The 25,818-nt window shown below is 75.3% G+C and carries 28 protein-coding genes, 4 tRNA genes and 1 other RNA gene; 19 read left to right on the top strand and 14 right to left on the bottom strand.

Going from position 1 to position 25,818, the window contains the following annotated elements:
• A complete protein-coding gene (locus ACFEMC_RS19095; protein WP_380171083.1) occupies positions 1-1,002 on the bottom strand; it encodes a potassium channel family protein in 1,002 nt (333 codons plus the stop codon).
• Positions 1,003-1,120: 118 nt separating this feature from the next.
• Here ACFEMC_RS19095 and ACFEMC_RS19090 point away from each other — a divergent pair, with 118 nt between their 5' ends.
• Both ACFEMC_RS19090 and ACFEMC_RS19085 read left to right on the top strand, forming a co-directional pair.
• Positions 1,121-1,492: a hypothetical protein gene (locus ACFEMC_RS19090; RefSeq protein WP_380171082.1), complete on the top strand. Its 372-nt coding sequence runs from the start codon at positions 1,121-1,123 to the stop codon at positions 1,490-1,492.
• A gap of 159 nt (positions 1,493-1,651) precedes the next feature.
• Complete coding sequence (locus ACFEMC_RS19085) at positions 1,652-1,960, top strand: hypothetical protein (protein ID WP_380171081.1); 309 nt, start codon at positions 1,652-1,654, stop codon at positions 1,958-1,960.
• A gap of 59 nt (positions 1,961-2,019) precedes the next feature.
• Here ACFEMC_RS19085 and ACFEMC_RS19080 read toward each other — a convergent pair whose 3' ends face one another.
• Together ACFEMC_RS19080 and ACFEMC_RS19075 are read right to left on the bottom strand one after the other, a co-directional pair.
• Positions 2,020-3,090, bottom strand: a complete 1,071-nt coding sequence (locus ACFEMC_RS19080; protein WP_380171080.1) for an aspartate-semialdehyde dehydrogenase — start codon at positions 3,088-3,090, stop codon at positions 2,020-2,022.
• Positions 3,087-4,382: an aspartate kinase gene (locus tag ACFEMC_RS19075; protein WP_380171079.1), complete on the bottom strand. Its 1,296-nt coding sequence runs from the start codon at positions 4,380-4,382 to the stop codon at positions 3,087-3,089. The genes ACFEMC_RS19080 and ACFEMC_RS19075 overlap by 4 nt, the downstream gene beginning before the upstream one ends.
• A 230-nt stretch (positions 4,383-4,612) precedes the next feature.
• Here ACFEMC_RS19075 and ACFEMC_RS19070 point away from each other — a divergent pair, with 230 nt between their 5' ends.
• Positions 4,613-5,059, top strand: a complete 447-nt coding sequence (locus tag ACFEMC_RS19070) for a hypothetical protein (protein WP_380171078.1) — start codon at positions 4,613-4,615, stop codon at positions 5,057-5,059.
• Between the two features lie 58 nt (positions 5,060-5,117).
• Here ACFEMC_RS19070 and ACFEMC_RS19065 read toward each other — a convergent pair whose 3' ends face one another.
• From ACFEMC_RS19065 to ffs, 4 genes are all read right to left on the bottom strand, one after another.
• Positions 5,118-5,693: a DUF5063 domain-containing protein gene (locus ACFEMC_RS19065; RefSeq protein ID WP_380171077.1), complete on the bottom strand. Its 576-nt coding sequence runs from the start codon at positions 5,691-5,693 to the stop codon at positions 5,118-5,120.
• Positions 5,686-6,285 (bottom strand): recombination mediator RecR, encoded by a 600-nt coding sequence (gene recR / locus ACFEMC_RS19060; RefSeq protein ID WP_367636583.1) that lies wholly within the window; start codon positions 6,283-6,285, stop codon positions 5,686-5,688. Before recR ends, ACFEMC_RS19065 begins: the two co-directional genes overlap by 8 nt.
• 99 nt (positions 6,286-6,384) lie before the next feature.
• Positions 6,385-8,607 (bottom strand): DNA polymerase III subunit gamma and tau, encoded by a 2,223-nt coding sequence (locus ACFEMC_RS19055; protein ID WP_380171076.1) that lies wholly within the window; start codon positions 8,605-8,607, stop codon positions 6,385-6,387.
• Between the two features lie 74 nt (positions 8,608-8,681).
• Positions 8,682-8,778, bottom strand: an RNA gene (gene ffs / locus ACFEMC_RS19050) — signal recognition particle sRNA small type.
• Between the two features lie 120 nt (positions 8,779-8,898).
• On the opposite strand from ffs, the gene ACFEMC_RS19045 reads away from it, so the two are divergent.
• From ACFEMC_RS19045 to ACFEMC_RS19035, 3 genes are all read left to right on the top strand, one after another.
• A tRNA-Ser gene (locus tag ACFEMC_RS19045) sits at positions 8,899-8,983 on the top strand.
• 109 nt (positions 8,984-9,092) lie between these two features.
• Positions 9,093-9,392 carry a type II toxin-antitoxin system VapB family antitoxin gene (locus ACFEMC_RS19040; protein ID WP_380171075.1) on the top strand — a complete coding sequence of 100 codons (300 nt, stop codon included), beginning with the start codon at positions 9,093-9,095 and terminating at the stop codon, positions 9,390-9,392.
• A gap of 64 nt (positions 9,393-9,456) precedes the next feature.
• Positions 9,457-10,089, top strand: coding sequence for a LytR C-terminal domain-containing protein (locus ACFEMC_RS19035; RefSeq protein WP_380171074.1), 633 nt, complete (start codon positions 9,457-9,459; stop codon positions 10,087-10,089).
• 59 nt (positions 10,090-10,148) lie between these two features.
• Here the strand turns inward: ACFEMC_RS19035 and ACFEMC_RS19030 are convergent.
• The 3 genes from ACFEMC_RS19030 to ACFEMC_RS19020 form a co-directional block, all read right to left on the bottom strand.
• Positions 10,149-10,235, bottom strand: a tRNA-Ser gene (locus tag ACFEMC_RS19030).
• A 102-nt stretch (positions 10,236-10,337) separates the two neighbouring features.
• Positions 10,338-10,772, bottom strand: coding sequence for a tRNA adenosine(34) deaminase TadA (tadA, locus tag ACFEMC_RS19025; RefSeq protein ID WP_380171073.1), 435 nt, complete (start codon positions 10,770-10,772; stop codon positions 10,338-10,340).
• Between the two features lie 35 nt (positions 10,773-10,807).
• The gene (locus tag ACFEMC_RS19020) at positions 10,808-11,377 is read right to left on the bottom strand and encodes a hypothetical protein (protein ID WP_380171072.1); all 570 of its coding nucleotides are present in this window, start codon (positions 11,375-11,377) and stop codon (positions 10,808-10,810) included.
• 113 nt (positions 11,378-11,490) lie between these two features.
• On the opposite strand from ACFEMC_RS19020, the gene upp reads away from it, so the two are divergent.
• The 3 genes from upp (at position 11,491) to ACFEMC_RS19005 (ending at position 13,295) form a co-directional block, all read left to right on the top strand.
• Positions 11,491-12,126, top strand: a complete 636-nt coding sequence (gene upp, locus ACFEMC_RS19015) for a uracil phosphoribosyltransferase (protein ID WP_380171071.1) — start codon at positions 11,491-11,493, stop codon at positions 12,124-12,126.
• A 162-nt stretch (positions 12,127-12,288) separates the two neighbouring features.
• On the top strand, positions 12,289-12,450 hold the full coding sequence (locus tag ACFEMC_RS19010; protein ID WP_367636590.1) for a hypothetical protein: 162 nt from the start codon (positions 12,289-12,291) through the stop codon (positions 12,448-12,450).
• Positions 12,451-12,506: 56 nt separating this feature from the next.
• Positions 12,507-13,295: a PH domain-containing protein gene (locus tag ACFEMC_RS19005; RefSeq protein WP_380171070.1), complete on the top strand. Its 789-nt coding sequence runs from the start codon at positions 12,507-12,509 to the stop codon at positions 13,293-13,295.
• A gap of 88 nt (positions 13,296-13,383) precedes the next feature.
• Here the strand turns inward: ACFEMC_RS19005 and ACFEMC_RS19000 are convergent, their stop codons facing one another.
• From ACFEMC_RS19000 to ACFEMC_RS18990, 3 genes are all read right to left on the bottom strand, one after another.
• Entirely contained in the window at positions 13,384-13,980 is a 597-nt protein-coding gene (locus ACFEMC_RS19000) for a histone-like nucleoid-structuring protein Lsr2 (RefSeq protein ID WP_380171069.1), read from the bottom strand.
• Positions 13,981-14,659: 679 nt separating this feature from the next.
• Positions 14,660-14,732: transfer RNA gene (locus tag ACFEMC_RS18995), tRNA-Arg, on the bottom strand.
• A 164-nt stretch (positions 14,733-14,896) separates the two neighbouring features.
• Positions 14,897-14,988, bottom strand: a tRNA-Ser gene (locus ACFEMC_RS18990).
• A 46-nt stretch (positions 14,989-15,034) separates the two neighbouring features.
• Here ACFEMC_RS18990 and ACFEMC_RS18985 point away from each other — a divergent pair.
• The 8 genes from ACFEMC_RS18985 (at position 15,035) to ACFEMC_RS18950 (ending at position 22,400) form a co-directional block, all read left to right on the top strand.
• Positions 15,035-17,095 carry a penicillin-binding transpeptidase domain-containing protein gene (locus ACFEMC_RS18985; protein ID WP_380171068.1) on the top strand — a complete coding sequence of 687 codons (2,061 nt, stop codon included), beginning with the start codon at positions 15,035-15,037 and terminating at the stop codon, positions 17,093-17,095.
• Between the two features lie 443 nt (positions 17,096-17,538).
• A complete protein-coding gene (gene ssd, locus ACFEMC_RS18980) occupies positions 17,539-18,723 on the top strand; it encodes a septum site-determining protein Ssd (protein WP_380171067.1) in 1,185 nt (394 codons plus the stop codon).
• On the top strand, positions 18,720-19,928 hold the full coding sequence (locus tag ACFEMC_RS18975; protein ID WP_380171066.1) for a TadA family conjugal transfer-associated ATPase: 1,209 nt from the start codon (positions 18,720-18,722) through the stop codon (positions 19,926-19,928). The genes ssd and ACFEMC_RS18975 overlap by 4 nt, the downstream gene beginning before the upstream one ends.
• A complete protein-coding gene (locus tag ACFEMC_RS18970; protein WP_380171065.1) occupies positions 19,925-20,572 on the top strand; it encodes a type II secretion protein F in 648 nt (215 codons plus the stop codon). The genes ACFEMC_RS18975 and ACFEMC_RS18970 overlap by 4 nt, the downstream gene beginning before the upstream one ends.
• A gap of 7 nt (positions 20,573-20,579) precedes the next feature.
• On the top strand, positions 20,580-21,188 hold the full coding sequence (locus ACFEMC_RS18965) for a type II secretion system F family protein (protein WP_380171064.1): 609 nt from the start codon (positions 20,580-20,582) through the stop codon (positions 21,186-21,188).
• A gap of 134 nt (positions 21,189-21,322) precedes the next feature.
• Complete coding sequence (locus tag ACFEMC_RS18960) at positions 21,323-21,568, top strand: DUF4244 domain-containing protein (protein ID WP_380171063.1); 246 nt, start codon at positions 21,323-21,325, stop codon at positions 21,566-21,568.
• Positions 21,565-21,951: a TadE family type IV pilus minor pilin gene (locus tag ACFEMC_RS18955; RefSeq protein WP_380171062.1), complete on the top strand. Its 387-nt coding sequence runs from the start codon at positions 21,565-21,567 to the stop codon at positions 21,949-21,951. Before ACFEMC_RS18960 ends, ACFEMC_RS18955 begins: the two co-directional genes overlap by 4 nt.
• A complete protein-coding gene (locus ACFEMC_RS18950) occupies positions 21,948-22,400 on the top strand; it encodes an Rv3654c family TadE-like protein (protein WP_380171061.1) in 453 nt (150 codons plus the stop codon). The genes ACFEMC_RS18955 and ACFEMC_RS18950 overlap by 4 nt, the downstream gene beginning before the upstream one ends.
• On the opposite strand, the gene ACFEMC_RS18945 is transcribed toward ACFEMC_RS18950, so the two are convergent.
• On the bottom strand, positions 22,352-24,760 hold the full coding sequence (locus ACFEMC_RS18945) for a DEAD/DEAH box helicase (protein ID WP_380171060.1): 2,409 nt from the start codon (positions 24,758-24,760) through the stop codon (positions 22,352-22,354). The two genes, ACFEMC_RS18950 and ACFEMC_RS18945, sit on opposite strands and share 49 nt — an antisense overlap.
• Before the next feature lie 196 nt (positions 24,761-24,956).
• Here ACFEMC_RS18945 and ACFEMC_RS18940 point away from each other — a divergent pair, with 196 nt between their 5' ends.
• Together ACFEMC_RS18940 and ACFEMC_RS18935 are read left to right on the top strand one after the other, a co-directional pair.
• The gene (locus ACFEMC_RS18940; RefSeq protein WP_367636602.1) at positions 24,957-25,325 is read left to right on the top strand and encodes an STAS domain-containing protein; all 369 of its coding nucleotides are present in this window, start codon (positions 24,957-24,959) and stop codon (positions 25,323-25,325) included.
• 53 nt (positions 25,326-25,378) lie between these two features.
• Positions 25,379-25,807 (top strand): ATP-binding protein, encoded by a 429-nt coding sequence (locus ACFEMC_RS18935; protein WP_380171059.1) that lies wholly within the window; start codon positions 25,379-25,381, stop codon positions 25,805-25,807.
• Positions 25,808-25,818 lie beyond the last annotated feature (11 nt).

Below are 25,818 nucleotides of genomic sequence, written 5' to 3'. Positions count from 1 at the left end.
TCAGCGGCCGGTGACCTGCAGCAGCCGGTCACCGGCCTGCAGGGTCTCGACCTGGTGGTAGAGCAGGGTCCGCCCGTCGCGCAGCACCGCCAGGACGGGGACGTCGAGGTCCCCGGGGCGCCGACCCTCGTCCTGTGGGCGCAGCGGCACCTCCTCCAGGTCGAGGCCGGAGCCGAAGGACACCAGGTCCTCCACGACCTCGACGGCCGCCGGGCTGCCGGCGGCCAGGCCCAGCAGCCGGCCCGTCGTCTCGGACGTCACGACGACGGAGTCGGCGCCCGACTGCTTCAGCAGGTCCGCGTGCTCGGCCTCCCGCGCGGTGACGACGACGGTGGCGCGGGGGTTGAGCCGGCGCAGCGCGAGGGTCGCCAGGATGGCCGTGTCGTCCCGGTCGACGGCCACGAGGACCGTGTGGGCCCGCCCGGCCAGCGCCGTGACGAACGTCTCCGAGCGCGTGACGTCGCCCGTGACGCACAGGTAGCCGTCGCGGGCGGCGTCGGCCGTGGCGATCGGGCTGCGGTCGACGACGAGGATCCGGTCGGCGGGGGTCCCCGTCGACCTCAGCTCCCGGACCGCGTTGCGGCCCTTCGTGCCGTAGCCGAGGACGATGACGTGGTCGCGCATGCGGGCCCTCCACCGCGCGAGGCGGATCTCGGTGCGGGAGCGCTCGGTGAGCGCCGAGATGGTCGTGCCGACGAGGACGACGACGAACAGGATGCGGACCGGCGTCACGAAGAGCGCGTTGACCAGCCGGGCCCCGTCGGTCACCGGGACGATGTCGCCGTAGCCGGTCGTCGAGAGCGTGACGGTCGTGTAGTAGAGCGCGTCGAGGCCGGACAGCGCGCCGTCGACGTTGTCGCGGTAGCCGTCGCGTTCGAGGTAGACGACGCCCCAGCTCACCAGCACCAAGGCCAACGCGAACGCGAAGCGGCCCACGATGGCCAGCACCGGCGGGGTCGGACGCCGCACCGGCAGTCGCAGTCGGGAGACGGTCTCGGCCACGTCCGCAGTCTGCTGCACCGCGCGCCCTCCCGTCGCGCGGGTGATCACCGCCCCGGCGCGTGGGCGGGCGGGGGACCCGGGCCGGTGCCACGATGGCGCCGACGAGCGGGGGCACGGGGTGCACGGACACGAGTGGGACGACGACGGGGCGTGGCAGGGCGCTGCGCCAGCTGTCGTCGCCCCCGCCGATCTCGCGGCCACGCCGCCTCCGTCGCTGGCCCCGGGCCGCCGGCCCGGTGTGGCCGTGCTCCTGACGTTCCTCTGGCTCGGGGCCGGCAACTGCTACGCCGGCCAGATCGGGCTCGGCGTGACGCTCGCGCTCGCGCAGCTCGTCTGCCTGCCGCTCGCCGGCCTCGTCGCCTCGATCACCCTCGGCGTCTCGCTGCTCGTCTCGGTGCCGGTGTGGCTGGCCGCCGTCGCGGTCGCCGGGGCCTCGGCCCACGCCCGCTGCCGGGAGCTGCTCGTGGGCCCGGAACCGGGCGGGTCCTGACAGCCCGGCACGACGACTGCCACGATGGCGGTCCGACGAACGGGGGACGACGTGAGCGGTTTCCAGCCGGGGCCGAGTGACGGCCGCGCGTGGCAGGACCGGGATCCGGTGCGGGAACGGCAGGCGTGGCAACCGCAGCCACCACCGCAGGGCCCCGTCGTGCCGTACGGGCAGGGCCCCCGCCAGGTCGTGTTCGTGCCGGCCAAGAACCCCGGGCTGGCGGTGCTGTTCTCGTTCCTCTGGCTCGGGGCCGGGAACTGCTACGCCGGACAGGTCGGGCTGGGCGTCGCCTTCATCGTCGCGCAGGTCGTCTGCGCACCGATCGCGGCGCTCCTCGCCACCGCCACGATCGGCTTCTCCCTGTTCTTCACGGTCCCGGTGTGGATCGCCGCCTTCGCCGTCTCGGCCGCCACCGGGTACGCCCGCTGCCAGGCCCACAACGCGGCCCTGGGGATCCGGGGGCTCTGAACCCGGGACGGCGAAGGCCCCGACCGCGATCGCGGTCGGGGCCTTCGCAGCAGATCGGCTCAGGCGGTGAGCTCGGCCGCGATCAGCTCGGCGATCTGCGCCGTGTTCAGCGCGGCACCCTTGCGGAGGTTGTCGCCGCAGACGAACAGGTCCAGCGTGTTCGGGAAGTCCAGCGCCTGGCGCAGGCGGCCGACGACGGTCGGGTCCCCGCCGACGGTGCGCGCCGGCGTCGGGAAGACGCCGTTCGCGAGGTCGTCCTGGACGTCGACGCTCGGCGCCGCCTCGAGCGCCGCGGTCGCCTCGGCCACCGTCACCGGCTGCGCGAACGTCGCGTGCACGGCGAGGGAGTGCGTCGTCTGCACCGGCACGCGGACGCAGGTCGCGGACACCTTGAGGTCGGGGATCCCGAGGATCTTGCGGGACTCGTTGCGGACCTTGAGCTCCTCGCTCGTCCAGCCGTCGTCCTTCAGCGACCCGGCGACCGGGATGACGTTGAGGGCGAGGTGGGTCTGGAACGGGGAGTCGTCGCCCAGCTTCTCGGAGACGACCTTCGCGGTGTCGCCCGCGGCCGAGCCGAGGCTCCGCTGGCCGGCGATGACCTCGATCTCGTCGTACAGCCGGTCCACGCCGGGCTGCCCGGCGCCCGAGGCCGCCTGGTAGCTGGCGACGACGAGCTCGGTGAGCTGCCACTTCGAGTGCAGGGCGCCGAGGGCGTCCATCATCGTCAGGGTCGTGCAGTTCGGGTTGGCGATGATGCCCTTGGGGCGGTTGCGCGCGGCGTCGCCGTTGACCTCGGGGACGACGAGGGGGACCTCGTCGTCCATGCGGAACGCGCCGGAGTTGTCGACGGCCACCGCGCCGCGCTCGGCGGCGATGGGCGCCCACACCGCGGACACCTCGTCGGGGACGTCGAACATCGCGACGTCGACGCCGTCGAAGACCTCGGGCGTCAGTTCGCGCACGACGACGTCCTCGCCGCGGACCTGCAGGACCTTGCCGGCGGAGCGGGCGGAGGCGACGAGACGGATCTCGCCCCACACGTCGGGCCGCTCGGACAGGATGCCGAGCATCACGGTGCCGACGGCGCCGGTGGCGCCGACGACCGCGAGGGTGGGCTTGCGGGTGCTCATCGTCCGGTACCTCCGTAGACCACGGCTTCTGCGTCAGCGTCCAGGCCGAACGCGGTGTGGATGGCGCGCACGGCGTCGTCGAGCTGGTCGGCGCGGGTCACGACCGAGATGCGGATCTCGGACGTCGAGATCATCTCCATGTTGATGGCCTCGCTGCCCAGCGCCTCGAAGAACGTCGCCGAGACCCCCGGGTGCGAGCGCATCCCGACGCCGATGAGGGAGACCTTGCCGATCTGGTCGTCGTACTCGACCCGCTCGAACCCGATCGAGGCCTGCGCCTTGTCGAGGGCGGCCATCGCCCGCGAGCCCTCGGCCTTGGGCAGCGTGAAGGAGATGTCCGTGCGCCCCGACGCCCCGGCGGCGACGTTCTGCACGATCATGTCGATGTTGATCTCGGCCTGCGCGACGGCCTTGAAGATCGCGGCCGCGGTGCCGGGGTTGTCCGGCACCCCCACGACGGTGATCTTGGCCTCGCTGCGGTCGTGCGCGACACCGGAGATGATCGGCTGCTCCACGGGTTCCTCCCCGGTCTGGGTGTTCCTGAAGGCGGCGGGGATCGGGGAGTCGGTCACCCAGGTCCCCTCGTGCGGGCTGAACGAGCTGCGGACGTGGATCGGGAGGTCGTAGTTCCGGGCGTACTCCACGCACCGGAGCATGAGGATCTTGGCGCCGTTGGCAGCCATCTCCAGCATGTCCTCCGTCAGGATCCGGTTGATCTTCCGGGCCGTCGGGACGATGCGCGGGTCGGCGGTGTAGACGCCGTCGACGTCGGTGTAGATCTCGCAGACGTCGGCCTTCAGGGCCGCCGCCAGGGCGACGGCGGTGGTGTCCGACCCGCCCCGGCCCAGGGTGGTGATGTCCTTCGTGTCCTGGCTGACGCCCTGGAAGCCGGCGACGATCGCGATGGCGCCCTCGTCGAGGGCGGCGCGGATGCGACCGGGCGTGACGTCGATGATGCGGGCCCGGCCGTGCGAGGAGTCGGTGATGACGCCGGCCTGGGAGCCGGTGAACGAGCGCGCCTCCAGCCCCAGGTTGGAGATCGCCATGGCGAGGACCGCCATCGAGATCCGCTCGCCCGAGGTCAGCAGCATGTCCAGCTCGCGCGCCGGGGGCATGGGGCTGACCTGCTCGGCGAGGTCGATGAGCTCGTCCGTCGTGTCACCCATCGCCGAGACCACGACGACGACCTCGTGGCCGGCGCGCTTGGTCGCGGCGATGCGCTTCGCGACACGCTTGATGCCGTCGGCATCAGCGACCGAGGAACCGCCGAACTTCTGCACCACGAGAGCCACGAGCGGGATTCTACGGAAGCGCTCACGGTGCTCCGGGCCGTGCTCACCCCCGGGCTGACCTGCTGGGCAATGTGTCCAGAGAGGTGCCCTGCTGGGGAACCGGCAGCAGGGATCGGGCGTCGCGGCGCTGGAGCGGTACGTGCCGACCCCCTGGACGCCGGGCGACGGGTCGCACCGCGCCCGTCCCGCAGTGCGCCACGTCGCGCACCGCACCCGGGCACGCTGGAGGCGTGGAGGAACACCGTCGCTACCGTCCCCGAGGCACCGCGTCGCGGCGCGCGCAGGTCAACACCGTCCCCCTTCCCGGTGAGCAGGCACCCCGCCCCGGGCCCGTCACCGACGCCGACGACGAGCAGCTCGCCGAGCTGCGCCGGCGAGTCGTCGAGCCGGTGGTGACCAGCGTGCTGCGGCCCGAGGAGATCGAAGCTCTCAGCGTGCACTGGGGCGTGGACGGACGTGCCGGTGACGTCTGGGTGCGCATCGACGTCCCCGACGGACGACACGAGGAACCGCTGCTCTCACCGTGGTGGGTGGCGGACCCGTGGGACGTCGACGTGCCGGCCGACGACGCCCAGATCGCCGCCCACCTCGGCGAACCTCTGGAGGACTGGGTCTGCGAGACGGCGTTCGCCTGGGGACAGCAGAGGTGCGCCCGCTACGACCCGCCCGGCATGTAGGAGCGGCGCCTGGTGCTGTCGAGCACCCGGTTGCAGCGAGCTCCCGGGGACGAGTGGATCAGGGGTGCAGGGCGTCGAACTCGGCGTCGGCGGCCGTCTCGGCGTCGACGTCGAGCCGCAGGTGGGCCAGCAGCGACTGCAGCACGCGCAGCGCCGCCGTCGCCCGCGGGCCCCAGGAGGACAGGTAGGAGAACTGCCACCACCACAGCGCCTCGGTGACGTCGCCGCGCTCGTGGTGGCGCAGGCCGTGCTCGAGGTCGGCGGCGATCGAGGCCAGGTCGTCCGAGAGCGCCCCGCGCACGAGCTTGGCGTTGGTCAACGGGTCGACGACGTCGGCGTAGTCGTCCAGGCCCTCCAGGACGTTGGCCAGGCTGGTCCGCACGGGGTCGACGTCGGGGTCCGGGCCCGCGTCCGGCTCGAAGCGGCGCGCGGGGACGATGTCGTCGACGGCCCCCAGCCGTGCGCCGGTGAGCAGCGTCTGGCTGACGGCGAGCAGCAGGACCGACAGGGCGGTGGAGTCCATCCGGCCCGTCGCGACCTCGGTGACGCTGGAGAGGTAGTCGCGGACCTCGGCGGCCGTGGCGTCGGCGAGCCGCGTCAGGTCGGTGAGCTCGGTCGGGGTCGGGTCAGCCATCGAGGGACCTCCGTCCGGCGAACGCCCGTCCGAGCGTCACCTCGTCCGCGTACTCCAGGTCACCGCCGACCGGGAGGCCGGAGGCCAGGCGGGTCACCCTGATCCCCATGGGCTTGAGCAGCCGCGCCAGGTACGTCGCGGTGGCCTCGCCCTCGAGGTTGGGGTCCGTCGCGATGATCGTCTCGGTCACCTCGCCGTCGGACAAGCGGGAGAGCAGCTCGCGCATCCGCAGGTCGTCCGGGCCGATGCCCTCCATGGGGCTGATCGCGCCGCCGAGCACGTGGTAGCGGCCGCGGAACTCGCGCGTCTTCTCGATGGCCACGACGTCCTTGGCCTCCTCGACGACGCAGATGACGCTCGGGTCGCGGCGCGGGTCGCGGCACACCCGGCACAGCTCCTCCTGCGCCACGTTGCCGCAGACGGTGCAGAACCGGACGCGGCTCTTGACCTCGGTGAGCACCTCGGCGAGGCGCTTGACGTCGTCGGCGTCGGCCGCGAGCAGGTGGAACGCGATGCGCTGGGCGCTCTTGGGCCCCACGCCGGGGAGCCGACCGAGCTCGTCGATCAGGTCCTGGACGACTCCTTCGTACACGCCCCGAGCCTACGTGGCCGTCCGGGCAGGACCGGACCACCGAGCGTCACCGCGCGCGGTCCCGCGCCGTCAGGTGTCGTCAGGTGCCGTCGCGTGCGGTCACGAGTCGTCGCTGAGCACCCGGCCGCCGAGGATCTGCTCGACGACCGCGATCCCCACGAGCCCGGCGTCCTCGGCGTCCTCGTCGTCGCGGCTGGGGGTGTCGTCCTCCGGCGCGACGGCGACCGCCACCGGTGCAGGGGACACGGCCGGCGCCGGCACGGACGGGGGCGCGGTCGGTTCCGCGCGGCGGGGACGGGAGAGCTGTTCCTCGCCCGGGTCCTCGATCGGCTCCTCCGGCGGGGGGACGTCGGCGTAGTAGTCGTTGCCCGCAGGCGTGGAGGCGGGTGCGGGCGACGCCGGGGCGGACCGCTGCTGCTGCGGGGCGGGGGGCTGCTGACCTCCGGCGGGCCCGCGGGACGGCTGCCCGCCCTGCTGACCGCCGGACGGTGCAGGTGCAGCGGCGGGCGTGGGTGCGGACGGGCGCGCCGGGGCCGACCACCCGCCCCGGGACGGGCGCTGCCCGCCCCCGCGGGCACCCGCACCACCGCCGGGCGCCTCGCCGCCGACGGCCTGGACCTTGGCCTCGATGCCCGTGACCTGGAACAGCGCCTCGGCGACGAACCCCGCGTCGTTGCCGCGCGCGAAGCGGGCCGCGAGCTGCGGGGAGCGGAACTGCAGGCTCAGGACGCCACCGCGGAAGTCCGCGACCGTCGCGTTCTCGGCGACGAGGGACCACGTGAGCCGCTTGACGGTGAACAGAGCGCCGAGCACCTCGGTCCACAGGCGCCGGACCGTCTCGGCGTCGCCCCCGGCCGCGGGCGCGGACGGCGGCGGGGCGTCGACCGGGACGGGCGTCGGGGCGGGGGAGCCGGGCAGCCCACCCGCGGTGGGGCTCGCCGGCTCGGGGCCGGGACGTGGTTCCGGGGCCGGGGAGCCGGGGGTGCGGGCGGCCGGCCAGCCACCCCCGGAGGAACCCCCCGTGGGCGCCGGGCCCGGCGTGGGGTCGGGCTCCGGTGCGGGGTCGGTGGGGGTGGGCGTCGGGGCGGGCGTGGGCGCCGGTGCCGGGGTGGCGGCGGGCGCAGGCGCGGGGGCGGCCGAGGGGACGGCGGCCGGTACGCCACCGGCGGCGGAGATGCGGCGCTCCAGCCGGTCCAGCCGCGTCCCGAGGCCGCCGTCGGTGTCGGCGCCCGGCAGCAGCAGGCGTGCGCAGAGGAGTTCGAGCTGCAGCCGCGGCGACGTCGCGCCCGTCATCTGCTCCAGCCCGGCGGCCACGACGTCGGCGGCGCGGGACAGCTCGTTCCGTCCCAGGTGGGCGGCCTGGGCCTGCAGCCGTTCGAGGGCGTCCTCGGGGACGGCCAGGGCGTCTCCGGCGGCGTCGCCGACGGCGGCGACGATGACGAGGTCGCGCAGGCGCTGCAGCAGGTCGTCGGCGAACCGGCGCGGTTCCTGACCGGTGTCGACGACCCGTTCGACGGCCCGGAAGACCGTCGCCGCGTCCCCGGCCGCGATCGCCTCGATCACGTCGTCGAGGAGGGAGGCGTGCGTGTACCCCAGGAGCGCGACCGCGATGTCGTAGGTGACGCCGTCCTCGCCGGCCCCGGCGATGAGCTGGTCCAGGACCGACAGGGTGTCGCGGACGGACCCCCCGCCCGCGCGGACGACGAGGGGCAGCACGCCCTTGCCGATCTGCACGCCCTCCTTCTCCGCCAGCTCGCCGAGGTACGTCGTGAGCTGGGCCGGGGGCACGAGGCGGAACGGGTAGTGGTGGGTGCGCGACCGGATGGTCGTCAGGACCTTGTCCGGCTCGGTCGTGGCGAAGACGAACTTCACGTGCGGGGGCGGTTCCTCGACCGTCTTGAGCAGCGCGTTGAAGCCCGCCGCCGTGACCATGTGGGCCTCGTCGAGGATGTAGACCTTGAAGCGGTCGCGCGCCGGGGCGAAGGAGACGCGCTCGCGCAGGTCGCGGGCGTCGTCGACGCCGTTGTGGGAGGCCGCGTCGATCTCGACGACGTCGATGCTGCCCGGGCCGCCGTTGGCCAGGTCCAGGCAGGAGTCGCACGTCCCGCACGGGGTCGGCGTCGGGCCCTGCGCGCAGTTCAGGCAGCGGGCCAGGATGCGGGCGCTCGTCGTCTTGCCGCACCCGCGGGGCCCGGAGAAGAGGTAGGCGTGCGTCACGCGGCCCTTGGACAGGGCGTGCATGAGCGGGGTCGTGACGTGCTCCTGGCCGATGACCTCGGAGAAGGCCTCGGGCCGGTACCGGCGGTAGAGCGCTGTCGTCACGGGTCCGAGGCTAACCCGCCCCTCCGACACGCCCCGCCGTCGTCGTCCGGGGGTGTGGACAGCTGCTGCGGGAACGAAGGGACCCCCCGCACACCCGTCAGAGCCCATCTACCCTTGCTGCCTTCCGGCCCTGGGGGGGTTTGACGGGGTGACGCCGCACGAGGGGTCTGCGACCACCGTACGACAGGCTCCGGCCCCGGGTCCAACCGCCTCCGCCAACGGGGCGGGGACGGGGGTGGGACACGGGGCGCGTCACGAGCACCCGTCACGGGGCGCTACGCTGGAGCCACTGGAGGATTCGCCTAGTGGCCTATGGCGCACGCTTGGAAAGCGTGTTGGGTTAACGCCCTCAGGGGTTCAAATCCCCTATCCTCCGCCGCACGAGGCCCGTCCCGGACACGTTCCGGGGCGGGCCTCGCTGGTTCTCACGGCCCCTCGGCGCGGTGCCGCAGCGCTCCGCCGCCCCACCCCTAGACTCCTGCACCGTGATCTTCCAGGCCGTCGGCGAAGGGCGCCCGTACCCCGACCACGGGTACGAGACCGTCGCGCAGTGGTCCGAGGTGCCGCCGCGGCAGGTGCGGCTGGACGAGCTCACGACCACGAAGCGGACGCTGGACCTCGACGCGCTCCTCGCGGAGGACTCCACCTTCTTCGGCGACCTGTTCGCCCACGTCGTCTCCTGGCGCGGCCGCCTCTACCTCGAGGACGGCCTGCACCGGGCCGTGCGGGCCGCGCTGCACCAGCGCCAGGTCCTGCACGCCCGCGTCCTGACCGTGCCGGACTGAGGACCGGACCGAGGGCCGGACCGAGCGCAGGGTCGGGGCGGGGACACGGGCACGAGGGGGAGCAGTGGCACGCGAACGGGACGGGCACGAAGGCCGGCACGACGACCGGGACGAGCACCGGGAGGACCACGTCCTGCCCGAGGTCGACGACGACCTCGACGTCGAGTCCTACGAGCGGCTGACGGGACAGCGGCGCGCTCGGATGGTGCGCCAGCGCATCGTCTTCGCCGTCGTCGTGGTGCTGGTGCTCGCCGTGGGCGGCGGCGCCTACCTCGTCTACAGCGACCGCTGGCAGCCCGGCCGCACGACGACCCCGTCGGCGGCGCCGTCGACGAGCTGCGTGCCGGCGACCCCGCCGGCCCTGCTCACTCCCGGTCAGGTCACCGTCGGCGTCCTGAACGGCACGAGCCGCCGGGGCCTGGCGGCGTCCGTGGCGGGGGAGCTGCGCACCCGTGGCTTCGTCGTGGGCACGGTCGGCAACGCGGGCACCCCCACGGGACCGGCCACCGCGGTCGTCACCTACCCCGAGGCCGCCGTCCAGCAGGCCGTCACGGTCGCGGCGCGCTTCCCCGAGGTCCAGCTCGTCGCGGACCCGGCGGCGACGGCCGTCACCGTCAGCCTCGGCGACGGCTACCAGCAGATGCTCGGCGAGGGCGCCCTCGTGACGCCGCTGCCGCCGGGCTCGCCCACCTGCTGAAGGACCCCAGCGACGAGGAAGGGCCCCGGAACCGCAGTTCCGGGGCCCTTCTCGTGACGCGGTGACGGTGGGATTTGAACCCACGGAGGAGTTGCCCCCTCACACGCTTTCGAGGCGTGCTCCTTAGGCCGCTCGGACACATCACCCTGTTCACGTCGCGGACCGCTGGTGCAGGCACCGGCGTTCGCGTCGCGGGACCACCCTACACGGCGTGACGGGCCCTCCGTCACGCCCGCGTCACACCCGCGTCAGGCCCGTCGCTGCGCGAAGAAGTCGTCGAGCAGCGCCCGGCACTCGACCTCCCGGACACCGCCGGCGACCTCGACGACGTGGTTCAGCCGCGGGTCGCGCACGACGTCGCGGAGGGAACCCGCCGCCCCGAAGCGCGGGTCCCAAGCGCCGAAGACGAGCCGGTCCACGCGGGACAGGACGGTCGCCCCCGCGCACATGACGCACGGTTCGAGGGTGACCACGAGGGTGCAGCCGGACAGGCGCCACTCCCCGCGGGCCCGGGCCGCCGCGCGCAGGGCGAGGACCTCGGCGTGGGCGGTGGGGTCGGCGGTCGCCTCGCGTTCGTTGCGGCCGCGGCCGAGGACCTGCCCGGTGGCGTCCACGACGAGGGCGCCGACGGGCACGTCACCGGTCTGCAGGCACCGGCGCGCTTCGTCCAGGGCCTCGCCCACCCACGTCGACCACTGCGGGGGGACGGCGGGGCCGTTCAGCGCAGGGACTCCAGGACGTCCGCGAAGCCGAGCAGTTCGCCGATCTCCACCGTCGCCTCCGCCGGATCGGCGCTCGAGGTGGCCAGGCGCACGAGGACGTCACCGGAGACCCCGAGGTCGCCGAGCAGTTCGGGGTCGCCGGCCCAGACGTCCTCGGCCACCCCGGACTCCGAGCGGGCGGGTTCGGCGGTTCCCTCGTCGGCGTCGCCGTCCTCGTCCTCGAGCCCGGTCTCGCCGTCCTCGTCGTCCTCGTCCCGGGCGGCGCGCACCGGCCGACCCGTCGCGGCGGGCAGTTCCGCGAACAGCGGTGCGTACGCGCTCTCGGCCGCGGCGACGGCGTCGGAGACGAACACCTTCACCTCGATGTCGCCCTCGGTGCGCACGAGGGCGAACCACTCGTCCTCCCGTTCCAGGACGGCCAGCACGGGGCGGTCGTCGTCGACGGCGCCGCGCAGGGCGTCGCCGAGTTCGTCGGGGGAACCCGCCTCGAGGTCGATGTCGACCGACCGCCAGTCGCGGTCGTCGCCGGAACCCTCGGGGGCAAGGACTGCGGTGAAGTACGCCACGTCCCCATCGTGGCAGGAGCAGGCGGGCGGAGGCCACCGCTGCGCTGGTGTCCGCGCTGGTGGGGCGCCCGCGGCTCGTCGGGCGGGGGCGGAGCGGCGTACTTTGGGGCCTCATGCGCCTGTCCGTCATCGACCACCCCCTCGTCGCCCACAAACTGACCGCCCTGCGGGACCGCGGCACCGACTCCCCGACGTTCCGCCGCCTCGCCGACGAACTGGTGACGCTGCTGGCCTACGAGGCCACCCGGGACGTCGCGGTGGAACCGCACCCGATCTCCACCCCGGTGGGTCCCACGACGGGGGTGCGCATCCGTTCCCCCAAACCCATCGTGGTGCCCATCCTGCGGGCGGGCCTGGGGATGCTCGACGGCATGGTGCGACTGCTGCCGACCGCCGAGGTCGGCTTCCTCGGGATGATCCGGGACGAGGAGACGCTGCAGGCGACGACGTACGCGAACCGGTTGCCCGACGACCTCACGGGCCGGCACTGCTTCGTGCTCGACCCGATGCTGGCGACCGGCGGAACCCTCGTCGCCTCCATCACCTACCTCCTGGAACGGGGCGCGCAGGACGTCACGGCGCTGTGCCTGCTCGCCGCCCCGGAGGGGTTGGAGGTCGTGCGGACGGCGTTCGACGAGCACGCGCAGGTGACCGTCGTCACCGCCGCCGTGGACGAGCGCCTCGACGAGAACGGGTACATCGTCCCCGGCCTCGGTGACGCTGGGGACCGCCTGTACGGCGTCGTCTGAGGCGCCCCGCCGGCCCACCCGAGCCCCGTGCCGCTCATCCTGCGGCGCGGGGCTTCGTGCTGCCGGGGCCTTTCCGGCAGGATGTCCCCCGATCAGCGCAGTCGTGTCCTCGATCGGTGAGCAGCAGGGCGTTCTCGGAGAACGCCGGAAGGGAGCCGGCCCGTGAAGTGGCGCCGAGTTCTGTGGTGGGTCCTGGTCGTCTTCGCGTTGTACGCGGTGTACCGCTCTCCGGAGCAGGCGGCGGACTTCGTCCGCGGTGTCGGGGAATGGCTGGGCCGGGCCGTCAACAGCATCATGAGCTTCTTCAACGGGTTGCTCAGCTGAAGCACGACCGCCACCGTGACGAGCCGGACCTCGACGAGGAGGGCCGGGAACTCGTCATGTACTCCGGCACCCGGCTGCGCAAGTCCCGCCGGGACGGCACGTGGCGCGTGGTGCACGGCGAGGACGGCCCGGACGGCGGGGCGTCGCGCCTGCCGGAACTGGACGACGACGACCCGCTGCCGTCCGGCGAGCTCGACGGTGACGACGAGCTGGACGACCAGGACGACGCGGTGGGGGGTTCCCGGGGCGACGTCGGCCGGGCGGGCGACCCGTTGTGGGAACGCCCGCCGAAGCGCGTCCGGCGCTACGTCCTGAGCACCGAGAAGCGCCTGGTCTGCCTGCGGCGCCACCTCGTCGTGCTCGCCGAACCGGTGCTCAGCTGCGTCACCGGGCTCGGCGGGTGGTTGTGGCTCGTCGTCCGCGCGGGCGACGTCCCGTACCTGCCGAACGTGACGTTCCTCGGCTGGCTGGTCCTGCTCGGCCGGGCCGTCTGGAAGTGGCTCCAGTGGCGGGGGGACTGGTTCATCGCCACGGACAAGCGGTTGCTGCTGACGTACGGCGTCGTGAAGCGCCAGGTCGCGATGATGCCGCTGTCGAAGGTCACCGACATGAGCTACAACCGCTCGCTGCTCGGGCGCTTCCTCGGGTACGGCGAGCTGGTCATGGAATCGGCCGGCCAGGACCAGGCGCTGAGCGACGTGGACCGGTTGCCGATGCCCGACCAGGTCTACGTGCGCATCTGCGAGCAGTTGTTCGGTGAGGTGGGCGCGGTGGACCTGCCGCGACGGCGGGGGACCCGGGTGGGACGCATCGCCCGCAAGGCGCTGCCACCGCGGTTCCGCTGACGGCTCCCCGGTCGCGAGGACCGGTGGACGCGCGAGAGGGGGCGGGATCCGAAGATCCCGCCCCCTCTGCGTGCCAGTGGTGCTCAGCTCACTGAGCAGCCTTGAACTGGTCGATGATGCTGGAGGAGATCGGGCCGCGCGGCGCGACGGCGATCCCGTTGGCGGCGGCCCACTCGCGCACGGCGCGGGCGTCCACGGCGCCGGAGGACGACGCGGGGGTCGACTTCTTCGCGGCGGCCTTCTTGGTGGTCGAGGCAGCGGTCGACGTGGCGGCCGTCGACTTCGCGGCGGACTTCGCGGCCGACTTGGTCGTCGCCTTCTTGGCCGGGGTGGCCGCGGGAGCCGGGGTCTCGGCGGCGGGGGCCGGGGTTTCCTCGACCGGAGCGGGGGCGGCCTTCTTGGCGGCCGCCTTCTTGGCCGGGGCGGCCTTCTTGGCCGGAGCGGCCTTCTTCGCCGGAGCGGCGGCCGGGGCAGCGGCGGCGGGGGTGCCGGCCAGCGCGGCGGGGAGGTCTTCCCACGTCACGGTGGTGGCGGCCTTGGCCGTCGCCGGGTTCCACGAGACACCGTTCGCGTTCACCGTGAAGGTGCCGATCTTGCGACCGTTCCGCTTGACGGGGATCTCGAGGTCGACGGCACCGACGGGCAGTTCGGTGGCCACCTTCAGTGCGACGTCGTGACTTGCCATGCTGGGCTCCCGGGGGAAGTGGCTGGATTAAGGCGTCTGCAATGAAACCACAGTTCTCCGGGAGTTCGCGCATCGAACGACCCGTTTACCGGAGCAGTTACTGCCCCCGGGACATCCCGTCTCCCGGGATCTGCGCGGGAGAGCTGCGGAGGAACTGTGCGGTTCCGGGAGCGGCCGAACCGGTGGGTGAACCGCGCGGTCCCCAGAACCGTTGCGCCCCGGTGGGCCCCGGCCACCCGGTGTTCTCCGCGCGCAGGTTCTCCGTCGCCGGTTCCCGCCGGGGTTCGGCGGCGCGTTCTCCGGGGTTCTCAGCGGCCGGGTCGGGGAACGCGCGGAAGGGTTCCCGGGGGCGCCGCCGGGTGGTGGGGGGAATGCGCGGAGATCCATTCCTGGAACCGGCAGCGGGGGTGGGTGCGACCTGTGAGCGGGGCCACAGGAATTTCGGGTTCAGGTGCTGCCGCGTGCCGCCGGGTGTCGCCGAGGGGCAGGGGGTGCTGAAGGGTGCCAGGGGGCCTGTCCGAGGCCGCCGCTCGGGCTGACCCGGGGGCCGGCGGGGAGCGGGCGTCGAGCTCGGGTGGGGAGCCCGGTCGGGGGCCGGCGAGCCCGGGCGGAGGAGGTGACACGCCCGGGAACGGCGAAAGGCCCCCGGGATGTCCCGAGGGCCTCTCGTCCTGCTGTGTGCGCCCGAAGGGATTCGAACCCCTAACCTTCTGATCCGTAGTCAGATGCTCTATCCGTTGAGCTACGGGCGCGTCCGGCGCGCCGTGACGCGCTGACTGGACCTACTGTAGCGGGCTTCCGCCGCGCTCACCAATCGGTTGCGGCACAACGCTTCTGGTGCCCCCCGGCGAGGGTGGCCCTCCGCCGGGAACGAGCGAGGGCCCCGGTCGCGTGGTGCGACCGGGGCCCTCGACCCTGGCGGAGGCGGCGGGATTTGAACCCGCGAGAGGGTGTTAGCCCTCAACCCGCTTAGCAGGCGGGCGCACTAGGCCACTATGCGACGCCTCCATCGCCCAGAAGGCTAGCAGCCCGTGACGTGCGAGCATCACGGGCGATGACCGACAACGGACCTGACCCCGAGCCCACGCCCCCGGGCGCGCAGCCGCCCTCGTCGTCCGGACCCCCCGCCGGCGCTCCGGGCCCACCCGGGGAGGGGGCGTCGCACCTCGGGCGCCGCGCCGTGGTGGTCGCCGGGTCCGCCGTGCTCGTCGCGGGGGCCGGCGTCGGGGCGTGGTGGCTGGTCTCGGGACGCGACGACCCCGCGGACGGCCTCCGGGCGGCCGCCGATGCGCTGGCGACGGCCTGGTCGGGCGGGACCCTCGGGACGGTCCCGTTCCAGGCGGCCCCCGGTGGGCAGCTGCCCGCGGACGTCGGCGCCGAGTACGCCCGGCTGGCCGCCGACCTCGCGCAGCCCGCGCCCGCCGTGTCCGTCACCTCGACGACCGTGGACGAGCAGGACCCCCGGTCGGCGAGCGCCGCGCTGGAGGTGGTGTTCGACCTGGCGGCCTCCCACGGCGCACCGCCCGGCGCGCGGTTCGCGTACGCGACCACCGTCCGCTTCGCCCGCTCCGCGGGCACGTGGCACCCGCTGTGGGAACCCGCCCTCGTGCACCCGGCGCTGGCCGGGGGTTCGGTGTTCCGGGTCGACCGGACGGCCCCCGCCCGCGCGGACGTCCTGGGACGCGACGGGTCGGCCGTCGTGACCGCCACCCCCGTGGTCCGGGTGGGGGTTCAGCCCTCCCGCACCCAGGACCCCGTGGCCACGGCGAACGCCCTCGGTGCGGCCCTCGGGGTCGACCCGGTCGCCCTCGCCGCCCGGATCCAGAAGGCGTCGCCCGACGCGTTCGTCGACGTCATCACGTTGCGGCGCAGCGACTACGACGCGCAGCGGGCCGTCCTGCAACCGGTGCCCGGGGCCGTGTTCGCCGAGTCCACGCAGCCCTTGGCCCCCACCCGGGGTTTCGCCCGGGCCCTGCTCGGCAGTGTCGGGCAGGCCACGGCGGAGGTCGTCGAGGCCTCCGGCGGCCGGTACGAGGCGGGTGACCTCTCGGGGTTGTCGGGGTTGCAGCGGACCTACGACGAGCGCCTCGCCGGCCGCGTCGGCATCGCGGTCCAGGCCACCGGTGGGGCGGACGCGAGTTCGGCGGAACTGTTCCGCGTGGAGCCCGCCCCCGGCCAGGCCGTCACGACGACCCTCGACGCCGCGGTGCAGCGCGCCGCCGACGACGCGCTCGCCGCGCGGGCCGCGGAATCCGCGCTCGTGGCGGTCGACGTCGCCACCGGTGCCGTCGTCGCCGTCGCCAACTACCCCGTCGACGGGGGAGACCGCGCCCTGACGGGCCGGTTCCCCCCGGGGTCGACGTTCAAGGTGGTCACGACGCTGGCCCTGCTGCGGCACGGGCTCGACGTCGCCGAGAACGTGCCCTGCACCCCGACGTACACGGTCGACGGCCGGTCGTTCTCGAACTTCGAGGACGAGGCCTTCGGGGACGTCCCCTTCCGCACCGACTTCGCGCGCTCGTGCAACACCGCGTTCGCGAGCCTGAGCCCTCGGCTGGGCGACGACGACCTGCCGGCCGCGGCGGCCGCGCTGGGGGTCGGGGCGGAGTGGGCCACCGGCGTGGACGCGTTCGCCGGCTCGGTGCCCCCGGCGCAGTCGCCCGTGGACCTCGCCGCGGCGAGCTTCGGCCAGGGCCGCACGCTCACCTCCCCCCTGGCGATGGCGGTGGCCGCCGCGTCGGTGGCGGCCGGTGAACTGCGCCGCCCCCAGGTGGTCGTCGACCCCGCGCCCGCCGCACCCTCGGCGCCGGCCGGCGCCGCCGAACCCGCGCTGCTCGGGACCATCGCCGGTCTCATGCGCGACGTCGTCACGAGCGGGACCGCGACGGCGCTCGCCGGGGTGCCCGGTGGTGAGGTCCACGCCAAGACGGGGACGGCCGAGTACGGCACCGCGGTGCCGCCCGCCACCCACGCGTGGACGATCGGGTACCAGGGCGGTCTGGCCTTCGCCGCCTTCGTCACCGACGGGGCCTCGGGCGGGACCGTCGCGGCGCCGTTGGCCGCCGACTTCCTCACCCGGCTGTCCGCGGCGGGCGGGTACTCGGGCGGTTCCTGATCCCTTCCTGTGCAGGTCCGGTGCGAGAACTGCGACCGGGCTGCGGCGGAAGCACTCAGGCTCGCCACGAAATCTCCGTCAGTCGGCGTGGAGGAATTGCCAACCGCCCCTGCCAGGGGTGAGGATGCTTCAGTACGCCCTGTGGGCTACATGCGGGCCCGGCTCATCCCCCCCGAGCCGGACCGTGGACGGCCCCCGCTCCCCCCCAGCGGGGGCCGTCTCTCATTCCCCCTTCTCCTTCCGGGCCTCTGACGGGCCGGGTGCCGACGTGTCGTCGTCCGTCGTGCCGTCCGTCCTCCTCGTCCACAGGGCCGCCCCTGTTCGCGCGGCCGTGTCGTCCCGGTCTCCACAGGGGCCGCGCGTCCACAGGGCGCCGACCGACGGCGGGGGGACGCCCCACCTCGTGACCAGGGTGGTCCTCCCACCGACGCGAGGAGCCCGGAGTGCCCGTCCACGAACCCGTCCGCGAACCCGTCCGACGGGCGGTCCCCCACCCCGCCCGGCACCCCGACCGACCGCGCTCGCGGACGCACGGTGCCCACCGGGGGGCGCCCGGCGCAGGGGCAGCCCTCCTCCTGACCGGCGACGAGGACCTCGCCGCCGCCCTCGTGCGGCTGGCCGCCGCGGCGGGAGCGGACCTGCACCGGGACGGAGCCGTCCCGTCCGTCGTGGACCTGGGCGGAGTAGCGACCCTCGTGCTGGCCGGGGTCGACGCCGACCCCGAACGGCTCGCCGCGGTGCGCCGGCCGGGGGTCCCGCTGGTCGTCGTCGGTCGCGCCCCGCTCGACCCGCCCTGGTGGCAGGTCGCCGCCGGTCTGGGGGCCGACCACGCCGTCGTGCTCCCCGAGGCCCAGGACTGGCTGCTCGAGCGGCTGTCCGACGTGGCCGACGGCCGGGGACGGCGCGGTCCCGTGCTGGGCGTCGTCGGCGGGACCGGCGGGGCGGGAGCCAGCGTGCTGGCCGCCGGGCTGGGCCGGGCCCTCGCGGAGGTCCTCGGCGGCTGCCTGCTCCTGGACGCCGACCCGCGCTCCGGGGGTCTGGACCTGCTCGTCGGGGGCGATGCGCTGCCGGGGCTGCGCTGGGGGGACCTCGCCGGCGTCCAGGGGCGGCTCGGGCCGCACGTCCTGCGCTCGGCCGTCCACCTCGGGGCCGGGCTGCACGTCCTGCCCGCCGACCGGCGCGGTGGCGGTGGGCCGGACGCCGACGCCGTCTGGACGGTGCTCGACGCGGCCCGGCGCGCCTTCGCCGCCACCGTGGTCGACCTGCCCCGCGGAGGTCTGTCGGACTTGGGGCCCGTCCTCGGTGCGTGCGACGAGCTCCTCGTCGTCACCCCCGGCACGACGCGCGGGGCCGCGGCGGCGTGCGCCGTCCTCGACGAGCTGCGGCAGGCGGGGACGACCGGGGCCCGCCTCGTCGTCCGGGACGTGGGCGCCGGCCTGGACGCCGAGGACGTCGCCGACGCCGCCGGGGCGCCGCTGGCCGGGACCGTCCGCCCCGACCGGGACCTCGACGTCGCGCTGGAACGGGGGGAGGGCGTCCCGGGGGGCCGGCGCAGCAGCCTGCGGGTGCTCGCCTCCGCCCTGGCGCGCGACTGGGCCGCCGCGGGGCTCGACGGGGCCCGGCGGTGAGGAGGCCCGGCGAGGACTTCGACAGGATCGTCGAGGCCGTCCGGGAGCGGCTGGCCCGCGACGGGACCGCTCCCGAACCGTCGGCCGTGGCGGCCGCGGCCCGGGCCGAGGGCGTCGTCCTCGGAGCCGCCGACCTGCTGCGGCTGCTCGACGGCGTCGGCGCCGAACTGGTCGGGGCGGGCCGGTTGCAGCCGTTGCTGCAGGTGCCCGGCACGACCGACGTGCTCGTCAACGGCGGCGGCGCGGTGTGGGTGGACGACGGTGCCGGGCTGCGTCGCGCCCACGTGGGCCTCGGCGGGGAGGAGGAGGTCCGCGCCCTGGCCGTGCGCCTGGCCGCCGGGGCCGGGCGCCGGCTGGACGATGCGAGCCCGTTCGTCGACGCCCGGCTGCCCGACGGCACGCGCCTGCACGCGGTCCTGCCGCCGCTGGCCCCCGACGGGACCCACCTGAGCCTGCGGGTCCCCGCGCTGCGGCGCCTCGGCTTCGAGGAGCTGGAACGCTCCGGCGCCGTTCCCGCAGGCTGGGGACCGGTGCTGCGCGCGGTCGTGGCGCAGCGGCGGTCCCTGCTCGTCAGCGGCGGGACTGGCAGTGGCAAGACGACGCTGCTCCAGGCGCTGCTGGGGCTCGTGCCGACGGGGGAACGCATCGTCCTGGTGGAGGACGCGGGTGAACTGCGCCCGGACCACCCGCACGTCGTCCGGCTCGAGGCGCGCCACGGCAACGTCGAGGGCCGCGGCGCCGTGGGCCTGGACGTCCTCGTCCGGCAGGCGCTGCGCATGCGGCCCGACCGCCTCGTCGTGGGCGAGTGCCGTGGCGCCGAGGTGCGCGACCTGCTGGCCGCCCTCAACACCGGCCACGCCGGTGGCGCGGGGACGCTGCACGCCAACGCGGCCGCGGACGTGCCCGTGCGGTTGCACGCCCTCGCGGCGACGGCGGGGGTCGCGCCCGCCGTCGTCGACGCCCAGCTGCTCGCGGGGGTGGACGTGGTCGTTCACGTCGAGCGGCACGGCGACCGGCGCGGAGACGACATCGACGGTCGGGACGGTGGCGGGCGCGCGGTGATCGAGGTCGGCGTCGTCGGGGAGGACCGGGGACGGGCCGTCGTGCTGCCGGCCCTGGTCCGCGGGAAGGGCCGGGCGGAGGGCTTCGACAGGCTCCGCGCCCTCCTGGGCGCACCGGCCTGCGCCGCGGCCGAGTCGTCGTGAGCGGCTCCGTGGGCGGCGTGGTGACCGCGTCGCCGCTGCTCGTCGCGGGCCTCCTGCTCGCCGCGGGTCTGCTCGGGCCGGGCCGTCGCGCGACCCGGCCCGGCTCACCCCGCCGCCGGCGCCGGCGTCACGGGGGCCGGACCACCGGCGGTGCCCGGGCCGCTGCGCCTGCCCCGGAACTGCAGGCGGCCGCGCGCGCCGAGCAGGTGGCGGCCCTGCTGCGGGCCGGTGTCGCCCCCGCGACGGCCTGGGCGCTGCTCGACGCGGCCCCGGCCGGCTCCGCCCCGTCCCCCGGCGTCGTGCCCGGGGAGCGGGTCGTCCACGTCGTGCGCCGGTTGGTGGCGACGACCGGGGCGCCGGCGGCCGAGGCGCTCGACGCCTGCGCGGCGGGTCTGCGGGCGGACGCGGCGGCCCGGGCCGCGGTCCGCACCGCCCTGGCCGGCGCCCGGACGAGCGCCCGGACGGTCTCCGCCCTCCCGCTGCTCGGGGTGGTCCTCGGTGCGCTGCTGGGGGCCCGGCCCTGGGAGGTCCTCGCGACGTCACCCGCGGGTCGTGCGAGCGCCGTGGCCGGGCTCGTCCTGCTCGTGGCCGGTCACCGGTGGAGCGCCCGGCTGGTCCGGCGCGCCGCGGCGGCCGGCCGGTGAGGCGGTCGTGAGCCCCGGTCCCGGGGCGGCCCTGGTGGTGGCGGTGCTGCTCGCCGCGGCGGTGCTCGTCCCCACGCGGGCGAGCGAGGACGTCGCCCGGCGCGGGCGTGCGGGGTTCCCCGCGGACCTCCGCGGCCGGTTCCGGCGCCGGCGGGTCCCGGACGGGCCGCCGTCCGTCGAGGCCCCGCTCGTCGCGGACCTGCTCGCCGCGGCCGTCACCGCCGGGATGCCGCCGGGCCGGGCCCTGGCCGCCGTCCTCGACGCGCTCGACGAGGAGGGTTTCGCCGCCGAACCGCCGCTGCAGCGGGCCGCGGTGCGGTTGTCGTGGGGGTCGGGGCCGGACGGCCCCGCCGCGGCCTTCGCCGACGACGCCGGCCGGTGGGACGAACTGGCCGAGCCGCTGCTGCTGTCGGCGCGGACCGGGGCGCCCGTCGCCGACCTGCTGCGGTCGGCGGCCGCCTCCGGGCGGGACCGCAGGCGCTGGGAGGCCGAGGCCGCGGCGGCCCGGTTGTCGGCCTCGCTGGTCCTGCCGCTGGGGTTGTGCACGCTGCCCGCGTTCCTGCTGCTCGGGGTCGTGCCCGTCGTCCTCAGCCTGGCCGGGGACGTGCTGTCGTGACGTCCCGGGACCCACAGGGGCGGTTCCGGTGAGGTTCTCCACAGGCCGACCGCAGGAGGTTCCGGCGGGGGTCCACGGCGGTGAGAGTGGTTGCGAGCCGGGGTTTCCCGGCCTTCGGCGGAGGAGGAGGAACGGTGTCGGAACGGGACCTGGAACTGGGGCGCGACGCGGAGGACACGACCACGACGGATCCGGGCGGGGCTGCGGGAACCGGAACCGGGGAACCCGAACCCCGGGACGCGGGGATGGCGACGGCCGAGTACGCGATGGCGACGCTGGCCGCCTGCGGTTTCGCCGGGCTGCTCATCGCCGTGCTCCGCAGCGACGAGGTGCGGGGGATGCTCCTCGGCGTCGTCCGGCAGGCGCTGACGCTGGGGTGAGCACCGGGACGCGGCGGCGCCGGGACGCGGGGTCGGTGACGGCGGAGTTCGCACTCCTGCTGCCCGCCGTCGTCGTGCTCCTGGCGCTCGCGCTTGGTGCCGTGCGCATCGTCGTGACGCAGGTCCAGTGCGTCGACGCGGCACGCGCCGCCGCCCGGGTCGCGGCGCGGGGGGAGTCCCTCGAGGTCGTGGAGCGGGTCGCCCGGGCGGCCGGACCGGCCGGGGCGGTGGTCCGCGTCGTCAGCGGGGACGAGGGCGGCTCCCCGGTGGCGGGGGCCGCCACGGTCCGCGTCGAGGTGAGCCTCCAGCAGCGGCTGGCCGGACCCGTCGGCGGGGCGGTCCTGGCCCGCGGGTCGGCGACGGCGGCGGTGGAGGCGCCGTGAGCGGGAGTCGCCGCGGGGCCGGGGACGACGCCGGCAGCGGGTCGGTCGTCGCCGTCGGGGTGTGCGCGGCGCTGCTGTCGCTGCTCCTGGTGGTCCTCGCGCTGGTCACCGCCGTCGTCGCCCGGCACCGGGCGGAGTCGGCGGCCGACCTCGCGGCGCTCGCGGGTGCGGACGTCGTGGTGGGTCGTGCCACGGGCGACGTCTGCGCCCGCGCGGCGGCGGTCGCCCGGGCCGAGGGTGCGGCGGTGGTCTGCGGTGTCGACGCCGCCGGGGTGGTCACCGTGACGGCCGCCGTGCGCCCGGTCGGGCTCGCGGGTCTGCTGGGCCCGGCCCGGGCCACGGCCCGCGCGGGTCAGGCGGGTGCTCAGCCGGGTGCTCAGACCGGTGTCGAAGCGGGTGCTCAGGCGACGTCGGGGGAGGCGGCCCCGGCCGGGACGGCGATCCAGTGAGCCTGCACGGCACCGAGGAGCACGTCGAGGACCGCGAGCGCCCCGGCCTTGTCGAGGGGTTCGTTGCCGTTGCCGCACTTGGGGGACTGCACGCACGCCGGGCAGCCGTCCTCGCACGCGCAGGCGCGGACGGCGTCCCGCGTCGCGGTCGTCCACTCCAGGAACCGCTCGTGGCCGCGGTCGGCGAAGCCGGCCCCGCCGGGGACGGCGTCGTGGACGAAGACGGTCGGCAGTTCGGTGTCGGGGTGCAGGGCGGTGGACAGGCCGCCGAGGTCCCAGCGGTCGCACGTCGCGAGCAGGGGCAGCAGGCCGATCGAGGCGTGCTCGGCGGCGTGCAGGGCGCCGGGCAGGCGCAGCACGTCACCCAGGACGCCCTCGGCGACGTCGACGTCGAGGGTCCACCAGACGGCGCGGGTGCGCAGCCGGCGTTCGGGGAGGTCCAGCGGCTGCTCTGACAGGACGGTGCCGGTGCCGGTGCGGCGGCGCAGGAACCCGGTGACGCGGCTGGTCACCTCCACGATCCCGGACGAGACGGTGACGGGGCCTGCGGTGCGGGTGCCGTCGACGCCGAGGATCCGCACGTCGGAGTCCGAGCGCGCGTGGGTCGTGTAGCCGGGGTCGGGTTCGAGGTGGACGACGGCGAGGGAGTCCTCGAGGTCGAGCCGGTCGACGAGGTAGGTGCGGCCCTGGTGCACGTGGACGGCACCCTCGTGGACGGCGGAGTCGGCCGAGGACGCCTCGACCGTCCCGAGGATGCGACCGGTGACGTCCTCGACGATCCGGACGCTGCCGCCGGCGCCGCGCAGGTCGGTGAGGTCCACGGCGCGGTCGCGGCGCGTCCAGTACCAGCCGTTCGCCCTGCGCCGCAGCATCTCCCGCTGGACGAGGAGGTCGACGACGTCGGCGGCGACCGGCCCGAACAGGTCGAGGTCGGCCTCGGTGAGGGGCAGTTCCTGGGCCGCGGCGGCCAGGTGCGGGGCGAGGACGTAGACGTTGTCGGGGTCGAGGACGGTGGCCTCGACGCCAGCGCCGAACAGCGCCTCGGGGTGGTGGGCGAGGTAGGTGTCCAACGGGTCGTCGCGTGAGACGAACACGCCGAGCGCCGGTGTCCCGCGGCGCCCCGCGCGACCGATCTGCTGCCAGAAGGAGGCGCGCGTCCCCGGCCAGCCGGCCACGAGGACGGCGTCCAGGCCGGCGACGTCGACGCCGAGCTCCAGGGCGTTGGTCGTGGCCATGCCGACGACCTGGCCGGACCGCAGCCCCTCCTCCAGCACTCGCCGGTCTTCGGGCAGGTACCCGCCGCGGTAGGCCAGGACGCGACCGGCGAGGTCCTCGTCGACGTCGGCCAGGCGCCGGCGCGCCCCGGCCGCGACGGACTCCGCGCCCGTGCGGCTGCGGACGAAGGCCAGCGTGCGCACGCCCTCGAGGACGAGGTCCCCGAGCAGGTCCGAGGCCTCGGCCGTGGCGGTGCGCCGCTCCGTCCCCGCCCCCGGTGCGCTCTGGCCGGCGGGTTCGGGCCCGCCCGGCCGCAGCGGGGGTTCCCACAGCGCGACGGAGACGGCGGGGCGGGCGGAGGCGTCCTCGGTGACGGCGTGCACGTCGATCCCCGTCAGCCGGCGCGCGGTCGTCGCCGGGTCGGCCACCGTGGCCGAGGCGAGCACGAAGACCGGGTCGGAGCCGTAGCGCGCGGCCAGGCGCCGCAGGCGGCGCAGGACGGCCGCCGTGTGCGAGCCGAAGACGCCGCGGTAGGTGTGCAGCTCGTCGACCACGACGTACCGCAGCCGGCGCAGGAAGCTGGCCCAGTGCTCGTGGCCAGGCAGGACCGAGCGGTGCAGCATGTCGACGTTGGTGAGGACGAGGGCGGCGTGCTCCCGGATCCAGCGCCGGACCTCCGGCGGGGTGTCGCCGTCGTACGTGCTGGTCAGCGGCCGGTCCAGGCCCAGGGCGCGCAGCCGGGCGTCCTGGTCGGCGGCCAGCGCCTTGGTCGGCGACAGGTAGATCGCGGTGGCGCCCTTGCCGTTGGGCGAGGTCAGCGCGCTCTCGCGCAGGGCCGTCAGGACCGGCAGCTGGTAGGCCAGCGACTTGCCCGACGCCGTGCCGGCCGACAGGACGGTGGAACGGCCCGCCCGGACCGCCTCGGCGGCCTGCACCTGGTGCCGCCACGGGCTGCCCCCGGTGCCGCGCTCGAGGGCGGCGACGACCTCGGGGTCGGCCCACTCCGGCCAGGGCAGGCGGACGCCGGGCCGGGCCGGGAGGCGTTCGACGTGGCGGACGCGGTCGGAGCGCAGGCCGGCGTCGAGCAGCCGCTGCCAGCGGGGGTCACCGCCGGCCGGACCCGTTCCCCGTACCCCGCCGCTCACGTCCCCAGTGTCCCCCCGCGGCGGCCCAGCACGGGACCCCTCGGCGCCGTGGGTCCGCACCGGGCGCACGTTGGGCAGGCCCCTCACGCAGCGTGGTGGTTGAATGCCCAGGGAGGGCACAGCGGTGCTCTCGCAGTCCACTGCACACACCTGCGCGCACGAGCGGGCAGCAGACCAGCAGCGAGGAGGGGTCCCTGTGGACCTGTCGGTGACCAGCCGCGAGGAGAGCGGCCGGACCGTCGTCGAGGTGTCCGGCGAGATCGACGTGTACACCGCGCCCACCCTGCGCGAGCGTCTCAACGAACTCGTGGGTGCCGGCCACCACCACCTCGTCGTGGACATGGAGGGTGTCGAGTTCCTCGACTCCACCGGTCTCGGCGTCCTGGTCGGCGGCCTCAAGCGCGTGCGTTCCCACGACGGGTCGCTGCACCTCGTCTGCCAGCGCGAGAAGATCCTCAAGGTCTTCCGCATCACCGGTCTGACGAAGGTGTTCCCCATCCACGACACGGTGGCCGACGCGATCGCCGCCTCCGCGTCCTCGGACGAGGCCAACGCCACCTCCTGAGCCCCGCCACGGGACCTCGCGGTCCCACCCGATCGACCAGGAGAACCGGAACCGTGCCCACCGTGACCCTGCGCTTCTCCCCGATGGCCGAGCACGTGCGCACCGCGCGCCTCGTGGCCGTCTCGGTGGCGCGGCGGGCCGGTTTCGGGGAGGACCAGCTCGACGAGATCCGCATCGCCATCGGTGAGGCGTGCGCGCGGGCAGTGGCCGGCGGGGTCCTCGCGGCCCCGACCGGTCCGCCGGTCTCCCTCGTCGACATGCGGTTGTGCGACGACGACGACCGCCTCGACGTCACCGTGAGCCAGTGCGGTCCCGACGGTGGACCCGTCCCCGACGGGCCCGGACCGCTCGCCACCGCCGACCCGTTGTCCCTGGCCCTCATGGCCGGGATGGCCGACTCCAGCGCCGAGACGAGTTCCGCTGGCGGGGTCACGCTGTCGTGGAACCTGCAACCGGCGAGCGAGGACACCCGCTCCTTCTGACACCTCCACGG

The organism is Kineococcus sp. DHX-1 (genome assembly GCF_042473625.1).
In the GTDB taxonomy this organism is placed as follows: domain Bacteria; phylum Actinomycetota; class Actinomycetes; order Actinomycetales; family Kineococcaceae; genus Kineococcus.
This window is presented reverse-complemented; position numbering and strand designations above follow the sequence as displayed.